Consider the following 15,800-nt stretch of genomic DNA (forward strand, 5'->3'; position numbering starts at 1 on the left):
CGTGAGGGCGGGCAGTCAGGGGACCTGCCGTGTGGTGCGCCTGCCACTCCTGCGCAGGAAGCTCAGCATTCGAACGGCAGGATCATCCGTGCCACTTCGATGCATGGATCACCGCGCACATGTCCACCCGACGGAAATGCGGGTCCTTGCAGGCGAGGAAGTCGTCATTGAAGGTGCCGAAGGTGCTGTCCGGGCGGTGCTTCATGCCCTGGTAGAACGCATCGATGATGCTGCTCTTGAAGTTCGGCTCCCGCGGGAACGCGGCGAGCACCGCCTGGCGTTCGGCTTCGGTGTACTGGTCGTAACCGCGCCCGGCGACGTCCATCCCTGCGCCGGCCTGGACCAGCGCGATCTCCGGGCGCATGAACTGCGGAATGCCAGGCGTCGTGTGAAGCGCCACGGCGTTCCACACCGTCTCGATGTCCGATTCGGAAATGCCGTGGCTGCGCAGGAAGTCCCGCGCCGCGTTCGCGCCATCCACCTCGAAGCGAAGGTGACTGCTCTCGTAGCGAGGGGTAAGCCCGATGTCGTGGAACATGGACGCCGCGTAGAGCAGTTCGGGGTCGTACTTCAGTTCCGTGCGACGGCCGGCGAGGCAGCCCCAGCAATAGCAGCGAAGCGAATGGTGATAGAGCAGCTCGCTCTCGGTGTCGCGCACCAGCTGCGTGACCTCGCGCGCGAGCTGGCTGTCCGGGAGGCGGATGCCGGAGACTTCCTTGGGGGTCATGATTATTTCCCTGTGAGTGGGACGGCGGTGAATGTCACGGCACGGAGGGCGCTTCGGGAAAGCCGACGATCCGCGCGAAGTCACTCACACGCTCGCGCGGCATCGCAGGCTGGTTCACCGGAGCCTCCGGATCGCCATAGCCTAGGGACATGGCAAGGACGGTCACCTCGTCGGGCTGGAACTGCAGGTACTCCGCGATCACGGAATGAAAAGGGGCGAACGAGACCTGAGGACACGTGTCGAGGCCCCGCGCTTTCGCGGCAATCATGACGTTCTGCACGAACATGCCCAGGTCGATCCAGCTGTGCGGCTTCAGCCGGCGGTCGATAGCGAAGATGAGGCCCACTGGCGCACCGAAGAAGTGGAGATTGCGCTCGGATTGACGCGCGCGCGCAGCGGTGTCGGCCCGGTCGATCTCCAGGGACGCGTAGTAGCGCGCGCCGAAGTCCTGCAACCGCGCGCGAAACACGTCGGGCAGCGGATCGGGGAAATGTGCCGGGGCCGGCATGGTCCCCGCCCGTGAGGCCGCCAGCAGCGCGTCACCGAGTTCATCCTTCACCCGTCCCGCGACGACGTAAACGCGCCAAGGCTGGATGTTCGCGCCACTCGGCGCCGTCGAGGCGTCCGCCAGGATGGCCTCCACCAACTTGCGATCCACTGCCTGCTGCTTGAATGCACGCACCGCGTGACGCGAGCGCATGACGGTGGAGACGCACTGGGCGATGGCCTGCTGGGCCCAATCACGCACGGAATTGTCCATCGTCTACTCCTGTGGCGCAGCGTGATAACTGATCCGCCCCGAGGGCAGGTAGAACAGCGCGATCACGGCGCCGCCCTTTGCTTCCGGGTAGTGGTGGCTGCCAGGGGCAGGCGCGGTCCACCCTCCGTAGCACCATCCGCTCGGGCCGTTCAAGGCGGCTCCGGGGGTGACCGGAACGACCAGGTTGAATTCGCCATACGGATGGCCGTGGTATTGCCCACGGAGGCGATGGTCCGCATGGCCCTGGTGGTTGCCGTTGCTGTCCATGTACACCGCGGTGATGCTGAAGTGCAGGGTGCGCTCCGACGGTTCCGCAATGCGGCTGCGCCGATAGGTGGGGCCATCGATCTCGAGGTTGGCTGCCCAGCCGTCCTGCACTCCCATTTTCACCAGGCCCGCGAGAGTTCGGTAGAGCTCACTGGTGGGGCCGTAGTTTTCGTTGAGCCAGCGCTCGACCTCTGTGCCTGTCGTCATGTTCTTCACTTCCTCGAGGAAGGGAATCGAGCGCTCGATCAGCGCCTCGCGTGCATGGATTGCGATCTCGGTGGTCATGTTCTGCGCTCCAGCGGTGTTTGCTGGAGGCAATCATGGTCGACGGGCCGTATGAAGGGAACTGATGCTTTTGCACGCCCATAATGCATGGCGTTCATTGCAGGAGAGCGAACATGAGTATCGGGCGCACGGACCTCAACCTGCTCAAGGTCTTCGACGCCGTCTACGAGGAGCGCAACCTGGTCCTCGCGGGCAAGCGGCTCAATCTCACGCAGTCGGCGGTGAGCCACGCCCTCGGCAGGCTCCGGGAGTTGGTGGGCGACGAGCTCTTCATGCGAACCGGCAAGGGCATGGTGCCGACCGGGCGAGCCGCGGCCATGGCGCCGGCGCTGCGCGACTCCCTGCGCCGCATCGAGGCAACGCTGGGCGGCGAGCGGTTCGCGCCGGAGCAGTCGACCCGTCGTTTCGTGATCGCCGCCAACGATCACCTCACCGCGGTCCTCATTGCGCCGCTCTCGCGCGAGCTGCAGCAGGCCGCCCCCGGCGTCGACCTGGTGATCCGGCCGTCCACGCGGCTCGACCTGGCCGAGCAGATCGACCTCGGGCGGATCGACCTGGCGATCGGAATCTTCGCGCAAGTGCCCTCGCGGCTGAATTCGCGCACGCTGATGTCCCAGGGAGAAGCGATCCTGATGCGACGCGGGCACCCCGCGGCGCGCCGCAAGCTCTCGGTGCGCGACATGGCGAAGTACCCATTGCTGACGGTCTCCGTCGGCGGCCAGGAAGAGGGCGCGGTCAGCGGCTTCATCCTGGAGCGTGGGCTGGCCCGGCAATCGGAGATGTTCGATCGGCAGGCGCTGGAAGAGGCGCTCCAGAGAGAACAGGAAAGGCCGCGCGGGCGCATCACTGTGCCGCATTCGCTGGCGATACCGGAACTGCTGCGCGAAACCGACATGCTGTCGATCGTGCCCGCCTCACTCGCAGTGGCGCTCGTCAAGAGCAGTGATCTTCTGCGACGCGAGCCGCCCTACCGGGCCGAGAAGTCCACGATTCGCGCAGTCTGGCATCGCAGGGACGAGCACGACGTGGGCCACTCCTGGTTGCGCGAGATGGTGGCCAAGAAGGCGCGAGCGGCGCAGGAAGCGCTTGGGTAGCCAGTTCAGCCCGTGAAGTGAATCCGCTGCATCGTGAGCTTGCAAAGACTTCAGTTCTCTTGAGCCGCACGGTCGACCATCATTCCGCCACTTCGATCCTTCTTGCTTGAGGTGCGGAATGAACGCAATGAATCGTCGCGCGTTTGGGCGGTTTGCCCTGGCTCTGACGGCGGTGAGCCGGCTGTCGCCTTCTCTGTCCCAGACTGCTGGCGTCGGGAAGATGCTGGTGGGATACCCCGCCGGAGGCACCCTGGACACGACGGCGCGCCAGCTGGCGGAGGCGTGGCGCAAACAGGGGCGCATGTACATCGTCGACAACCGCACCGGGGCGGCGGGCCGAATCGCGAACAGTCAGCTCAAACGCGAGCGGCCGGACGGCACCGCGCTCCTGTGCACGCATGCGTCCGCTCTCACCATCTACCCGCATGTCTACTCCCGGCTCATGTATGACGCCGGAACGGACCTGCTGCCGGTCTCGCCGGTGGTTGCGGCAACCTGCGCATTCGCTGTCAGCAATGCCGCCCCTCCCAGCGTCGTGGACGTGAAGTCATACGTCGAGTGGGTGCGGCGTTCTCCGGGTTCGGCCACCTATGCGTCGCCGGCGGCCGGATCGTTCGCACACTTCCTGGGCTACCAGCTTTCCGATGCTGCAGGCTTGAAGCTGCAGCACATCGGGTACCGCGGCTCTGCGCCGGCGATGCAGGACCTGATCGGCGGGCAGATTCCGGCCTACCTCGGGTTCGTCGCCGACTTCCTGCCCTACCTGCAGCAGGGAAAGGTCCGGATCCTGGCTGTCTCCCGGGAGCGCCGTTCGCCGTTCCTGCCGAAGGTACCCACCTTCATCGAGCAGGGCTTTGCCAAGATCCGTGGTGTCGAGAACTACGGCATCTTTGCGCCTCCAGGCACGCCTGAAGCCACCGTGCAGGCGTTGTACCGGGCGATCGCGGCTGCGAGCAAGGACACCGCGTTGCGTGCCGCCTTCGAGCAGGCGGGTCTGGAAACGGTGGCACTCGCGCCGGACGAGTACGCCAGGCAGTTGCAGCGCGAACGCGAGGCCTGGGCGCCGATCGTGCGCGCCTCCGGCTTCCGGTCCGAGGAGTGATTGTGTTCGGTGTCGTGGACTATCCACCGGGAGCCGCCTCGCCCTCTCACCTGCACGCCAGGTCGGCATTCCTCCGGCGAAGCCCGTGGCGGTGTTCGTCGTGGACACCGGCGACACCCCACTGACCGCACCCGCACCCGATCCCGAAACAAAGGAGAAAAGGCGATGAGCCAACGCCTCGACTACAACCAGCTCGCCCCGGCCGGCATGAAGGCGCTCGGCACCGTGTACGGCTACGTCGCGCAGAGCACCTTGCCATCCGTCCTGGTGGACCTCGTCTACCTGCGGGTTTCGCAGATCAACAACTGCGCCTACTGCCTCGACATGCATACCCGAGACCTGCTGAAGAAGGGCGTTCCGGTCGAGAAACTGACGATGCTGCAGGCCTGGCGCGAGGCCGGCGACCTGTTCGATGTGCGTGAGCAGGCGGCCCTGGCGTGGGCGGAGTCCGTGACTCGCGTGGCCGATACCGCGGTGCCCGACGCCGACTTCGACGCGGCGCGAGACGTGTTCGAGGAGCGCGAACTGGTGGACCTCACCCTCGCCATCGGCCTGATGAACAGCTATAACCGCATGGCGATCAGCTTCCGCAGCACGCCCGAAGGCGTGAAAGCGAAATAGACGCGAAGCGCATGGGTGCGCGAGGCGCATCCATGCTCATCGAGCGCCCCTTGGGGGGACTTCACGCCCTCTCATCGAAGATGGGTTGGAACCCTCCGAAGATCATCCGCCTGCCGTCGAACGGCATGTCCATCTCCTTCATCCGAGGGTCGTCCTTCATCCGCCGGTAAACCTCGTCGCGGACCTCCTTGGATGGATATTCGATCCATGAGAACACGACGGCCTCGTCGTCCTTCGCCTGCACCGAGCGTTTGAAGTCGGTCAACTTTCCGTCCGGCACATCGTTTCCCCAGCACTCCACATGGCGCGTGGCGCCGAACTCCTTGAACAGTACCCAGGCCTTGGCCGCGGACGCGCGATACGCATCCTTGTTGGCGGTCGGAACAGCCAGTACGAATCCATCGACGTAAGCCACGGCGTTCTCCTGCGATAAGGGAAACCCCATGGTGCAGAAGTGCACGCGACGCTGTCAACCTCAGGAACGGACCGTGGAGCTCACACCCTGCAGAGGCCTGCTCCCGGGCCAAGAGCAGCAGTCAACTAAAACAGATCGCACCAGCGCGCTTGGACACACAACTTCTCGCCTGGCTGCGCGAGGAGCCGGCGCCCCGTACGCCGCTACGCCCGCGCCGGTGCCCGCGATAGGGCGACGAATGACTAACGAACGACGCGGCTCGGAAAACGAGCAAGACAGTAGGCTTCCACGACAGGCGCATCGGTGGATGCATTGTCCGTATTTTGATACTGGCCCAAGTATTGATCGCTCGGGCCGAAATAGTCGCACACAGTGACGGTGGACCGCTTCACGACCTTGACGCCTGCTCGAACAGTACCGAATGTTGCGTCAGGATATTCGACGTCTGTGAACGTGAACTTGTAGACATTGGCCGCCTGCGCCGTGGATATGAGGAGCAAACCGGCGGCGATTGCGCTGGTGATGGCTTTCATGGCTTCGGTCCCCTAAGGTGGAACCTGAAAATATGTGGACACAGGCTGAGGCGTCAACGCGTTTGGCCGCTCGCCTTGACTTGCGTCAACGTTAAATCTTGTACGCGAGGCGCGCCATGCTGCCCAGCACGGCGACGATCACGGGGCACTCACTCGAACCCGTGGACGCGTACATCACGACGCCCACGCGGGAACAGATCATTTCGAGCATCTTGATCGAACAGATGACGGATGCTGCGCGCACGTGATGAACAACGGCCGCGCGTGCTGCAGAAGAGGCCGTCGCCGCGGAACCCGATGCCGGGGCGACGTGAGTCGAGGCGACAAAAGCACCCTGGCCAGCCGGCGTTGCCCGAACGAGCCCGCCACAGCACCCAGGTCCGAGGCTGGTCGGAGGCCACTAGTGAATGTGGGAGCCATGTCCGCTTGTATCCGCCACCAGTGCCGGCCATTCGACGCGGTTGCGTCCTGGACGGACCTTGCTACATTCCATGATCCGAAGGAGCCAACATGCCTAAAGGCGAACAACGCAGCAACAAGATGGTCAAGAAGCCCAAGAAGGACAATTCTCCTCCGAAGGAGGGCACGTCCGACCGGCCGGCACCGCCCGTCACGACGGTGCTTCCGAAAGGCAAGGTGAAGAACAAGGGATGATCGATTGCCGTCCGGGGCACGATGCGGTTCACGGCGGCAACTGGCCGTTCATCCTTGCGACGAGCGCCTGCAGCCGCGCCTTCATCTCGGCTGCCTCGCGATGCCCCGGCCAGCCATGGCCGGGGAGAAGCCATTCGAAACGGTGGGAGGCGAGCTTGGCGAGCGACGCGGTGAGCGTGCTCCACGAGTACCAGCATGCGTCCCGAAATGCGACGAGGTCCTGCGCGCGCATGTTCCAGGCAAGCGAGTCGCCCGAGAAGAGGACGCGATCCTCGAAGAGGTAGGCGACGCTGCCGCGCGTATGCCCTGGCACCGGAATCGCGATCAGGCCCGGCACGATTCCCCGTTCCGATTCGCCTTCGATCAGGTCGCTTGCATACGGGGCTGCATGCCGGTCGTGGTGGTGGATCCAGACGCGCGCACCGAAACGCTCGGCATACTTGCCGGCGTCCGCGACGTCATCCTGATGCGAGAGCAGGATGTGGGCGAGGCCTCCGGCATCCGCGATCCACGTGACGAGCTCACCTGCGTAACGTGGGGAGTCGATCAGGAGGTTGCCGCCCGGGCGGGTGACGAAGTACGAGTGCGCGCCGAAGGACGAACGCGCGTTGAACCCGCAGCGCCAAACGTTCTCGGTGATCGCTTGAGGAAAGACATTGCCTTCCGGGCGGGGCTGCCTTGTTTCGCAGCGCACCGAGGCGGTAGGGCAGACGAGCACGGCGCGCCAGGCAGCGATCCGGTCCTCAGGCGTCGCGGGTTGCCGCGCGAAAACGCTCTTGCCGTTGCGTTCAACGATCAGGCCCGGTGCGACATGGCAGGCCGCCCCGCAGTCGATGCATTCCGTGTCGATGTACCAGTCGCCGGGAGCCGAGTCGGGATTGCGGATGCGCTTCACTCCTGCTGACCTCCTGTGGCGCAGCGAGGGCGCCGATTGCCTGCAGCGAGCTCCCAGGCAGGAATGAAGTACGGGGCTCAAGCTGCCTGGACGTCCGAGTCCAGGATTCTCGAGATGTCCTCCCGCGTCTCCTCCAGTTGCACCAGCGTGGCCTGCCGCGCGGCCAGCGCATCGCCGTGCAGGATGGCGGTCAGGATCGCCTTGTGTCGCGGCAGCGAGAGCGCGTGCGTATTCGGCAACTTGCTGGATAGCTGGATCGATTCGCGCAGGGCCAGCGAGAGCATGTTGCCGATATAGGCGAGCAGATCGTTGCCGGTGGCCTCCGCGATGCGCCGGTGGAACGCGAGGTCCGGTTCCAGCAGTTCCTCGGGCGTGCGCGCTGCCTCCATCCCGGCGTACGCGTCCGCGATGCCCTGGCGCTGCTCCTGGGTCGCCAGGCGCGCCGCCAGCGCCGCGGCCGCCGGCTCGAAGATGCGGCGCACGGTCATCAGCGACGTGACGAACTCGCCGGTGGGCTGCGACTGGATCAGCCAGTACAGGACATCGGGGTCCAGCAAGTGCCAGTCGCTGCGCGGGCGCACGATCACGCCGGCGCGCTGGCGCGAGACGACCAGCCCCTTGGCCACGAGCACGCGGATCGCCTCGCGCAGCACCGAGCGGCTCACCTGGTAGCCGGCCAGCAGCACCGCCTCTGCGGGCAGCCGGCCGCCCGGCGCGAATTCGCCCGCCACGATTCGCATCCCCAGGTCGCGCACGATCTGCGGGTGCATGCTCTTGCGCTCCGGCGGCCTGCGGTAGCTGGAACTGTGGTGGCTGGGTTCGACGGTCATGGGCGCGACTACAGGGAGCGTTTGCGGTTCGCCACGTCCACGAACACGGCCGCCAGCAGCACGAGGCCCTTGATCACCTGCTGGTAGTCGATGCCGATGCCGAGGATGGACATGCCGTTGTTCATCACGCCCATGATGAAGGCGCCCACCACCGCGCCGAACACCTTGCCGACGCCACCGGAAGCCGAGGCGCCGCCGATGAAGCAGGCCGCGATCACGTCCAGCTCGAAGCCGAGGCCCGCCTTGGGCGTGGCGGTGTTCAGGCGGGCCGCGAAGACCAGGCCCGCCAGGGCGGCCAGCAGGCCCATGTTGACGAAGGTGAGGAAGGCGAGGCGTTCGGTCTTGATGCCCGAGAGGCGCGCCGCCTTCTCGTTGCCGCCCAGCGCATAGATGCGCCGGCCGACCGTCGTGCGCAGCGCCATGAAGTCGTAGCAGACGATCAGAACCGCCATCACCAGCAGCACGTTGGGCAGGCCCTTGTAGGCCGAGAGCAGCACCGACAGCAGCACGATCAGCGCCACGAACACCAGGTTCTTGGCGAGGAAGAAGGGCAGGGGTTCCACCTCCATGCCGTGCTTCGCCGCCTGGGCGCGTTCGCGCAGCCTGAAGAACACCAGCGCGCCGGCCGCCGCCAGTCCGAGCAGCAGCGAGCTGAGTCGGTACGACGCGCCCCCCAGCGGGTCCGGCAGGAAGCCGGTGGACAGCAGCTGGAACTCCGGCGGGAAGGGCCCCACCGACTGCCCCTTCAGGATCAGCAGCGCGAGCCCCTTGAATACCAGCAGTCCGGCCAGCGTGACGATGAAGGAAGGGATGCGCCAGTAGGCCACGAACCAGCCCTGTGCCGCGCCGATCGCCGCCCCGGCGCCCAGGCACACCAGCGTGGCGGGCAGCCAGTGCATCTCGTGCTCCACCATCAGCACCGCGGCGAGCGCGCCGACGAAGCCGCAGACCGAACCGACCGAAAGGTCGATGTGCCCGGCCACGATCACCAGCAGCATGCCCAGCGCCATGATCACGATGTAGCTGTTCTGCAGGACCAGGTTGGTCAGGTTCAGCGGCTGCATCAGCGTGCCGGCAGTCATGACCTGGAAGAAGGCCATGATGGCCACCAGCGACAGCAGCATGCCGTACTCGCGCAGGTGGGCCTTCAGGAAGGCCAGCGCGCGGCCGGTGCGCGCCTCTTGGGGCGCGACTTCGGCGGTTCGACTGCTCATTGGAGGAGCCCCGCGTTGACGATGGCGCGCATGATGCCCTCCTGGCTCGCCTCCATACGCCCGAATTCGGCGACGAAGCGGCCCTCGTTCATGACGTAGATGCGGTCGCACATGCCCAGCAGCTCGGGCATCTCGGAAGAAACCATGACGATGCACTTGCCCTCGGCGGCCATCTGCGCCATCAGGGTGTAGATCTCGAACTTGGCGCCGACGTCGATGCCCCGCGTGGGCTCGTCGAGGATCAGCACCTCCGGCTGCGTGAACAGCCACTTCCCCAGCACCACCTTCTGCTGGTTGCCACCGGAGAGCTGGCCCACTGGCTGGAACACGTCCCTGCAGCGGATGCGCAACTGCTTGCGGAAGCCCTCGGCCACGCCGAACTCACGACCCTCGTCGACCACGCCCCGGCGCGCCACGGCCGGCAGGTTGGCCAGGGACACGTTGCGCGCAACGTTGTCGTCCAGCAGCAGGCCATAGCCCTTGCGGTCCTCGGTGACGTACGCGATGCCGTGGCGCACGGCTTTCTCCACGGTGGAGACGTCGATCTCCCGGCCATGCAGCAGCACCTGGCCGGAAATGCGCTGTCCCCAGGAACGGCCGAACACGCTCATGGCCAGCTCGGTGCGTCCCGCTCCCATCAGGCCGGCGATGCCGACGATCTCGCCGCGCCGCGCCAGGAGGTCCACGCCTTTGACGACCTGGCGCCCGGAATGCACCGGGTGGTGGACCGTCCAGTTCCGCAGCTCGAACACCGTCTCGCCGATCTGCGGATCCCGCGGCGGATAGCGTTCGGCCATCTCGCGGCCCACCATGTTGCGGATGATCACTTCCTGGCTCACGGCCTGGGCGCGGCAATCCAGCGCCTGCACCGCGCTGCCGTCGCGCAGCACCGTGATCGTGTCCGCCACGCGCTCGACCTCGTTGAGCTTGTGCGAGATCAGGATGCAGGCGATGCCCTGGGCCTTGAGCCCCAGGAGCAGGTCCAGCAGCGCTTCGCTGTCGGTCTCGTTGAGGCTGGCGGTCGGTTCGTCCAGGATCAGCAGCTTCACCTCCCGCGAGAGCGCCTTGGCGATCTCCACCAGCTGCTGCTTGCCCACGCCGAGGTCGTCGACCAGGGTCGCGGGCGATTCGCGCAGGCCCACCTTGGCCAGCAGCTCGCGGGTGCGCACGTGGGCGGCGTGGCGGTCCACGACTCCGCCGCGCGCCGGCTCGTTGCCCAGGAAGATGTTCTCGGCGATGGACAGCAGCGGCACCAGCGCCAGCTCCTGGTGGATGATGATGATCCCCTGGGCCTCGCTGGCGCGGATGTCGCGGAACTGACGCGGCTCCCCCGCGAACCGGATCTCCCCCTCGTAGCTGCCGTGCGGATAGACCCCGCTGAGCACCTTCATCAGGGTGGACTTGCCCGCGCCGTTTTCGCCCACGACCGCATGGATCTCGCCGGCCCGCACGGAAAGACTGACGTTCCGGAGCGCGACGACCCCCGGGAACGCCTTCGTGATCCCCCGCACCTCGAGCAGTTGGGTCACAGGAACACCTCCATGCTGCGCATTCCGGTGTGGAGCGCCTTCGGGCGGCCGTGCGGCGCTTGCTGACTCACTTGACCTGCGACTCCTTGTAGTAGCCGCTGCCGATCAGCACGGTCTTCCAGTTGCTGGCGTCCACGCTCACGGGCTTGAGCAGGTACGAAGGCACGACCTTGATGCCGTTGTTGTAGGTCCTGGTGTCGTTGATCTCCGGCTGCTTGCCGGCCAGCACGGCGTCCACCATGTTGGCGGCCACTCTGGCCAGCTCCCGCGTGTCCTTGAACACGGTGGACGACTGCTCGTTGCGCAGGATGGACTTGACCGAGGGGATCTCCGCGTCCTGGCCGCTCACCACCGGGCAGGGCTGCTGCGCGGTGCAGTAGCCGACGCCCTTGAGGGACGAGAGGATGCCGATCGACAAGCCGTCGTACGGCGACAGCACGGCGTGCACCTTCTCCTTGCCGTAGAAGGCCGACAGCAGGTTGTCCATGCGCGCCTGGGCGACGGCGCCGTCCCAGCGCAGGGTGCCGACCTTGTCCATGCCCATCTGCTTGCTGCGCACCACCAGCTTGCCGCCGTCGATGTAGGGCTTGAGCACGGACATCGCGCCGTCGTAGAAGAAGAAGGCGTTGTTGTCGTCGGGCGAGCCGCCGAACAGCTCGATGTTGAACGGGCCCTTGCCCTGCTTCAGCCCCAGCTTGTCGACGATGGAGCCGGCCTGCAGCACGCCGACCTGGAAGTTGTCGAAAGTGGCGTAGTAGTCCACGTTCTTCGAGCCGCGGATCAGCCGGTCGTAGGCGATGACCTTGATGCCCTTGTCGGCCGCGCTCTGCAGCGCCTTGGACAGGGTGGTGCCGTCGATGGCGGCGATCACCAGGACCTTGGCCCCCTTGGTGATCATGTTCTCCACCTGGGCCAGCTGGTTGGGGATGTCGTCGTCGGCGTACTGCAGGTCGGTCTGGTAGCCGCGCTCCTTGAGCACCTTGACCATGTTGTTGCCGTCGTCGATCCAGCGCGCCGACGACTTGGTCGGCATCGAGATGCCCACCAGGCCCTTGCCTTGTGCCAGGACGCCCGGGGCGAGCCCCAGCAGGGCGGCGCCGCAGGCAAGGCCGGCGAGGAAGCGTCGTGTCGTGAGTTGCATGCTTGGCTCCTTGGAGGCTGGGGGAAAGGCCTGGGGCGCCGGCTCCTGCGTGGCCCTCGAGGGCGAAGGCCGCCAATATAGTCAGACGAAATGGTGCAACCCTCCGGAAAAACCCGCAGGAATTTGGCTTGTTGACACCATGAAGTCTGACTACATAATCGCGGCCTTTTCCTGATCCGGGAGCTGCCATGAGCCGGTTCGCCCGCTACCCGAGCCTCGTCGACCGCACGGTCCTCGTCACCGGCGGCGCGACCGGCATCGGAGGGACGCTGGTCCGCGAGTTCGCGGAGCAGGGCGCGAAGGTGGGCTTCATCGACATCGCGCTCGCGCCGGGCCTCGCGCTGGCGCGCGAGCTCGAGGGCAGCCGGCACGCGCCCCTCTTCGTCGAGGCGGACCTCACGGACATCGCGGCGCTGGAACAGGCGATCGCGGCGGTGCGCGAGCGCTTCGGCCCCGTCACCGTGCTGCTGAACAACGCGGCCAACGACCAGCGCCACAAGATCGAGGACACCACGCCGGACTACTGGGACAAGGCCGTCGCCGTGAACCTGAAGCACCAGTTCTTCGCGGCGCGCAACGTGGCCGTCGACATGAAGCAGGAGGGCGGCGGCTCCATCGTCAACTTCGGTTCCATCAGCTGGAAGCTCAAGCAGGGCGGCATGCCGGCGTACACCACCTCCAAGGCGGCGGTGCAGGGCCTCACGCGCAGCCTGGCGCGCGACTTCGGGCCCTTCAACATCCGCGTGAACACGCTGGTGCCGGGCTGGGTGATGACGGAGAAGCAGCTGCGCCTCTGGGTCACCGACGAAGGGCGGGCGGAGATCGCGCGCGGCCAGTGCCTGCAGCAGGCGCTGATGCCGCGGCACATCGCGCACATGGCCCTGTTCCTCGCGGCGGACGACAGCGCCATGTGCACGGCGCAGGATTTCGTGGTGGATGGAGGCTGGACTTGAGCGCGGTCAGGCTCGCCGTCGACGCGGGCGACCGGCTGGGCGAGTGCGCCCTCTGGTGCGAGCAGGCGCAGGCCTTCTGGTGGACCGACATCGAGGGCTCGAAGATCTGCCGGCTGCAGGCCGACGGCAGCGTGCGGGATTGGCAGTTGCCGGAGCGCGTGGGCAGCTTCGCGTTCTGCGCGGGCAGCGCCAGCAGGCTGCTCCTGGGGCTGGCCTCGGGCATCGCGGTGTTCGACACCGCCGACGCGTCGCTGTCGGCCGTGACCCCGGTGGAGGCGGATCAACCCGCCACCCGCATCAACGACGGCCGCTGCGACCGGCAGGGCCGTTTCGTGTTCGGCATGTACAACCCGAAGGAGGAAGGCATCGGCGGGATCTACCGCGTGCATGCGGACCTGCGGGTGGAGCGGCTGGCGCTGCCCGCGGCGGCGGTGGCCAACAGCATCTGCTTCAGCCCCGATGGCGCGACCATGTACTACGCCGATTCGCCGACGCGCACGATCTGGTCGCTGGCGTACGGCGCGGACGGGCGCATCGGCACGCCGCGCGTGTTCGTGCAACTGGGCGCCGACGAGGGCTATCCCGACGGCTCCTGCATCGACGCGGAAGGCAGCCTCTGGAATGCGCAATGGGAGGGGCGCTGCGTCGTGCGCTACGACCGCGACGGCCGGCCGACGGAGCGTATCGCCCTGCCGGTGTCGCGCCCGACGTGTCCCGCGTTCGGAGGCCCGGCGCTCGACACGCTCTACGTGACCTCGGCGCGCGGCGGGCTGGCCCGGGAACGCCTGCGCGAGGAGCCGCACGCCGGCGGCGTGTTCGCGGCGACGACCCGCTGGCATGGGCTGCCCGAATCTCGCTTCGTGCTGGCGCGATGAAGGTCTGGACGATCGCCAACGAGGCGGGGCTGTCGCTGTCCGCCGTCGCCCAAGGCGGCAGCGTGACCGCGCTGCGCCTGACGGACCGCCAGGGCCGTAGCACGGGCGTGGTGCTGGGGCTGCCTGCGCCGGAGGACTATGCGCGGCCGCATCCTCACCTGGGTGCGATCGTCGGCCGCTACGCCAACCGGATCGCGCGGGGCTGTTTCACGCTCGAGGGCCAGGTGGTCCGGCTGCCGCTGAACGACGGCGCCCACACCCTGCACGGCGGGCCGGAGGGCTTCGGCAGGCGGATGTGGGAGCTCGCGAAGATCTCTTCTTCCGCCCTGGAACTGCGCCTGACGAGCGAAGACGGCGACCAGGGCTTCCCGGGGCGACTGGACGTGCGCGTGCAGTACGCGCTGACCTCCGCGAACGAATGGCGGATCGACTACGAGGCGCGTAGCGAGCGCGCGACCGTCGTGAACCTGAGCCAGCATGCCTACTTCAACCTGGCCGGCGGCGGCGACATCCTTGGCCACCGCCTGTGGATCGCGGCGCAGCGCTATTGCACGGTGGATGCAGGGCTGATCCCCCAGGAGGTCGCACCGGTGGCCGGGACGCCCTTCGATTTCCGCGAGCCGGCGGCGATCGGCGCGCGCATTGGAGAGTCGCACCCGCAATTGCGCCGCGCCGGCGGCTACGACCACAACTGGCTGCTGGACGGCGAGGGGCTGCGCTGCGTCGCCCGGCTGGAGGATCCTGGCTCCGGGCGCGCGATGGAGGTCCATACGACGGAGCCCGGCCTGCAGTTCTATTCCGGCAACTTCCTGGACGGGAGCGTGGCCGGGCTCGCGCACCGCAGCGGCCTGTGCCTGGAGACCCAGCACTTCCCGGACTCCCCGAACCGCCCCGATTTCCCCTCGACGCTGCTGCGCCCCGGCGAGACCTTCCGCAGCACGACCCTCTACCGCTTCACCCACCTCTGAGACCCTCATGCACCCGCAGCGTTACCAGGGCGTATTCCCGGTGGTGCCCACCACCTTCCGCGAGGATGGCTTGCTCGACCTCGCCAGCCAGAAGCGCTGCGTGGACTTCATGATCGATGCCGGCTCGAACGGGCTGTGCATCCTGGCGAACTTCTCCGAGCAGTTCCTGCTGGCCGACGAGGAACGCGAGGTGCTCACGCGCGCGATCCTCGGGCACGTCGCGGGCCGCGTGCCGGTGATCGTCACGACCACCCACTTCAGCACGGAGGTCTGCGCGGCGCGCAGCCGCCGCGCGCAGGAACAGGGCGCGGCCATGGTGATGGTGATGCCGCCCTACCACGGCGCGACGCTGCGCGTGGGCGAGGAGAAGATCCACGAGTTCTACGCGCGGCTGTCGGACCGCATAGCCATCCCGATCATGATCCAGGACGCGCCCGTGGCGGCAACTCCGCTGTCCGCGGCCTTCCTGGCGCGCATGGCGCGCGAGCTCGAGCACGTCGCCTACTTCAAGATCGAGACGGCCGGTGCGGCGAGCAAGCTGCGCGAGCTGATCCGGCTCGGCGGCGAGGCGATCGAGGGGCCGTGGGACGGGGAGGAGGGCATCACCCTCCTGCCCGACCTGGAGGCGGGCGCGACCGGCGCGATGACGGGCGGCGGCTACCCGGACGGCATCCGCACGATCCTGGATCCATGGCAGGCGGGGCGGCGCGAGGACGCCGCCCGGGCCTACGAGCGCTGGCTGCCCCTCATCAATTACGAGAACCGCCAGGGCGGCATCCTGACGGCCAAGGCGCTGATGAAGGCCGGCGGCATCATCGAGTGCGAGGCGCCGCGGCACCCCTTCCCGGCGATGCACCCGGCCGTGCGGGAGGGACTGCTCGCGCAGGCGAAGCGGCTGGACCCCCTGGTGCTGCGCTGGGGACACTAGCGCGCGACC

The 15,800-nt window shown here is 67.1% G+C and carries 18 protein-coding genes; 8 read left to right on the forward strand and 10 right to left on the reverse strand.

Translation table 11 applies throughout. The features are described 5' to 3' along the window. Positions 1–82: 82 nt before the first annotated feature. The 3 genes from JJ685_RS15040 to JJ685_RS15050 are packed head-to-tail and all read right to left on the reverse strand — an operon-like array spanning position 83 to position 2,039. Positions 83–727: an HD domain-containing protein gene (locus tag JJ685_RS15040; RefSeq protein WP_201675078.1), complete on the reverse strand. Its 645-nt coding sequence runs from the start codon at positions 725–727 to the stop codon at positions 83–85. A 34-nt stretch (positions 728–761) separates the two neighbouring features. Then, positions 762–1,487: a nitroreductase gene (locus JJ685_RS15045; RefSeq protein ID WP_201675079.1), complete on the reverse strand. Its 726-nt coding sequence runs from the start codon at positions 1,485–1,487 to the stop codon at positions 762–764. Positions 1,488–1,490: 3 nt separating this feature from the next. Continuing rightward, a complete protein-coding gene (locus JJ685_RS15050) occupies positions 1,491–2,039 on the reverse strand; it encodes a 4-hydroxylaminobenzoate lyase (RefSeq protein ID WP_201675080.1) in 549 nt (182 codons plus the stop codon). A 113-nt stretch (positions 2,040–2,152) separates the two neighbouring features. On the opposite strand from JJ685_RS15050, the gene JJ685_RS15055 reads away from it, so the two are divergent. The 3 genes from JJ685_RS15055 (at position 2,153) to JJ685_RS15065 (ending at position 4,856) form a co-directional block, all read left to right on the forward strand. After that, positions 2,153–3,133: a LysR substrate-binding domain-containing protein gene (locus JJ685_RS15055; protein ID WP_201675081.1), complete on the forward strand. Its 981-nt coding sequence runs from the start codon at positions 2,153–2,155 to the stop codon at positions 3,131–3,133. A 118-nt stretch (positions 3,134–3,251) separates the two neighbouring features. Further along, a complete protein-coding gene (locus JJ685_RS15060) occupies positions 3,252–4,235 on the forward strand; it encodes a tripartite tricarboxylate transporter substrate-binding protein (RefSeq protein ID WP_201675082.1) in 984 nt (327 codons plus the stop codon). Between the two features lie 165 nt (positions 4,236–4,400). Beyond that, complete coding sequence (locus tag JJ685_RS15065) at positions 4,401–4,856, forward strand: carboxymuconolactone decarboxylase family protein (protein WP_201675083.1); 456 nt, start codon at positions 4,401–4,403, stop codon at positions 4,854–4,856. Positions 4,857–4,917: 61 nt separating this feature from the next. On the opposite strand, the gene JJ685_RS15070 is transcribed toward JJ685_RS15065, so the two are convergent. Together JJ685_RS15070 and JJ685_RS15075 are read right to left on the reverse strand one after the other, a co-directional pair. Continuing rightward, positions 4,918–5,271, reverse strand: a complete 354-nt coding sequence (locus tag JJ685_RS15070; protein WP_201675084.1) for a DUF1428 domain-containing protein — start codon at positions 5,269–5,271, stop codon at positions 4,918–4,920. A gap of 242 nt (positions 5,272–5,513) precedes the next feature. Then, on the reverse strand, positions 5,514–5,804 hold the full coding sequence (locus JJ685_RS15075; protein WP_201675085.1) for a hypothetical protein: 291 nt from the start codon (positions 5,802–5,804) through the stop codon (positions 5,514–5,516). 510 nt (positions 5,805–6,314) lie between these two features. Here JJ685_RS15075 and JJ685_RS15080 point away from each other — a divergent pair. After that, positions 6,315–6,458, forward strand: a complete 144-nt coding sequence (locus JJ685_RS15080) for a hypothetical protein (RefSeq protein WP_201675086.1) — start codon at positions 6,315–6,317, stop codon at positions 6,456–6,458. Positions 6,459–6,486: 28 nt separating this feature from the next. Here the strand turns inward: JJ685_RS15080 and JJ685_RS15085 are convergent, their stop codons facing one another. The 5 genes from JJ685_RS15085 to chvE form a co-directional block, all read right to left on the reverse strand. Beyond that, positions 6,487–7,353: an MBL fold metallo-hydrolase gene (locus tag JJ685_RS15085; protein WP_201675087.1), complete on the reverse strand. Its 867-nt coding sequence runs from the start codon at positions 7,351–7,353 to the stop codon at positions 6,487–6,489. 77 nt (positions 7,354–7,430) lie between these two features. Then, a complete protein-coding gene (locus JJ685_RS15090; RefSeq protein WP_201675088.1) occupies positions 7,431–8,183 on the reverse strand; it encodes a FadR/GntR family transcriptional regulator in 753 nt (250 codons plus the stop codon). Between the two features lie 8 nt (positions 8,184–8,191). Further along, on the reverse strand, positions 8,192–9,397 hold the full coding sequence (gene mmsB, locus JJ685_RS15095) for a multiple monosaccharide ABC transporter permease (protein ID WP_201675089.1): 1,206 nt from the start codon (positions 9,395–9,397) through the stop codon (positions 8,192–8,194). Beyond that, on the reverse strand, positions 9,394–10,926 hold the full coding sequence (gene mmsA / locus JJ685_RS15100; RefSeq protein WP_201675090.1) for a multiple monosaccharide ABC transporter ATP-binding protein: 1,533 nt from the start codon (positions 10,924–10,926) through the stop codon (positions 9,394–9,396). The genes mmsB and mmsA overlap by 4 nt, the downstream gene beginning before the upstream one ends. A gap of 67 nt (positions 10,927–10,993) precedes the next feature. Next, a complete protein-coding gene (chvE, locus tag JJ685_RS15105) occupies positions 10,994–12,067 on the reverse strand; it encodes a multiple monosaccharide ABC transporter substrate-binding protein (protein ID WP_201675091.1) in 1,074 nt (357 codons plus the stop codon). A gap of 188 nt (positions 12,068–12,255) precedes the next feature. Between chvE and JJ685_RS15110 the strand changes: the two genes are divergently transcribed. Genes JJ685_RS15110 through JJ685_RS15125 form a run of 4 tightly spaced genes read left to right on the forward strand, consistent with a single transcriptional unit; the run spans position 12,256 to position 15,791 of the window. Further along, entirely contained in the window at positions 12,256–13,020 is a 765-nt protein-coding gene (locus JJ685_RS15110; protein WP_201675092.1) for an SDR family NAD(P)-dependent oxidoreductase, read from the forward strand. Continuing rightward, a complete protein-coding gene (locus tag JJ685_RS15115) occupies positions 13,017–13,895 on the forward strand; it encodes an SMP-30/gluconolactonase/LRE family protein (protein ID WP_236599010.1) in 879 nt (292 codons plus the stop codon). Before JJ685_RS15110 ends, JJ685_RS15115 begins: the two co-directional genes overlap by 4 nt. Continuing rightward, complete coding sequence (locus JJ685_RS15120; RefSeq protein ID WP_201675093.1) at positions 13,892–14,863, forward strand: aldose epimerase family protein; 972 nt, start codon at positions 13,892–13,894, stop codon at positions 14,861–14,863. The genes JJ685_RS15115 and JJ685_RS15120 overlap by 4 nt, the downstream gene beginning before the upstream one ends. A 7-nt stretch (positions 14,864–14,870) precedes the next feature. After that, positions 14,871–15,791 (forward strand): dihydrodipicolinate synthase family protein, encoded by a 921-nt coding sequence (locus tag JJ685_RS15125; protein WP_201675094.1) that lies wholly within the window; start codon positions 14,871–14,873, stop codon positions 15,789–15,791. Positions 15,792–15,800 lie beyond the last annotated feature (9 nt).

This window comes from Ramlibacter monticola (assembly GCF_016722785.1).
GTDB classification, from domain to species: Bacteria; Pseudomonadota; Gammaproteobacteria; order Burkholderiales; family Burkholderiaceae_C; genus Ramlibacter; species Ramlibacter monticola.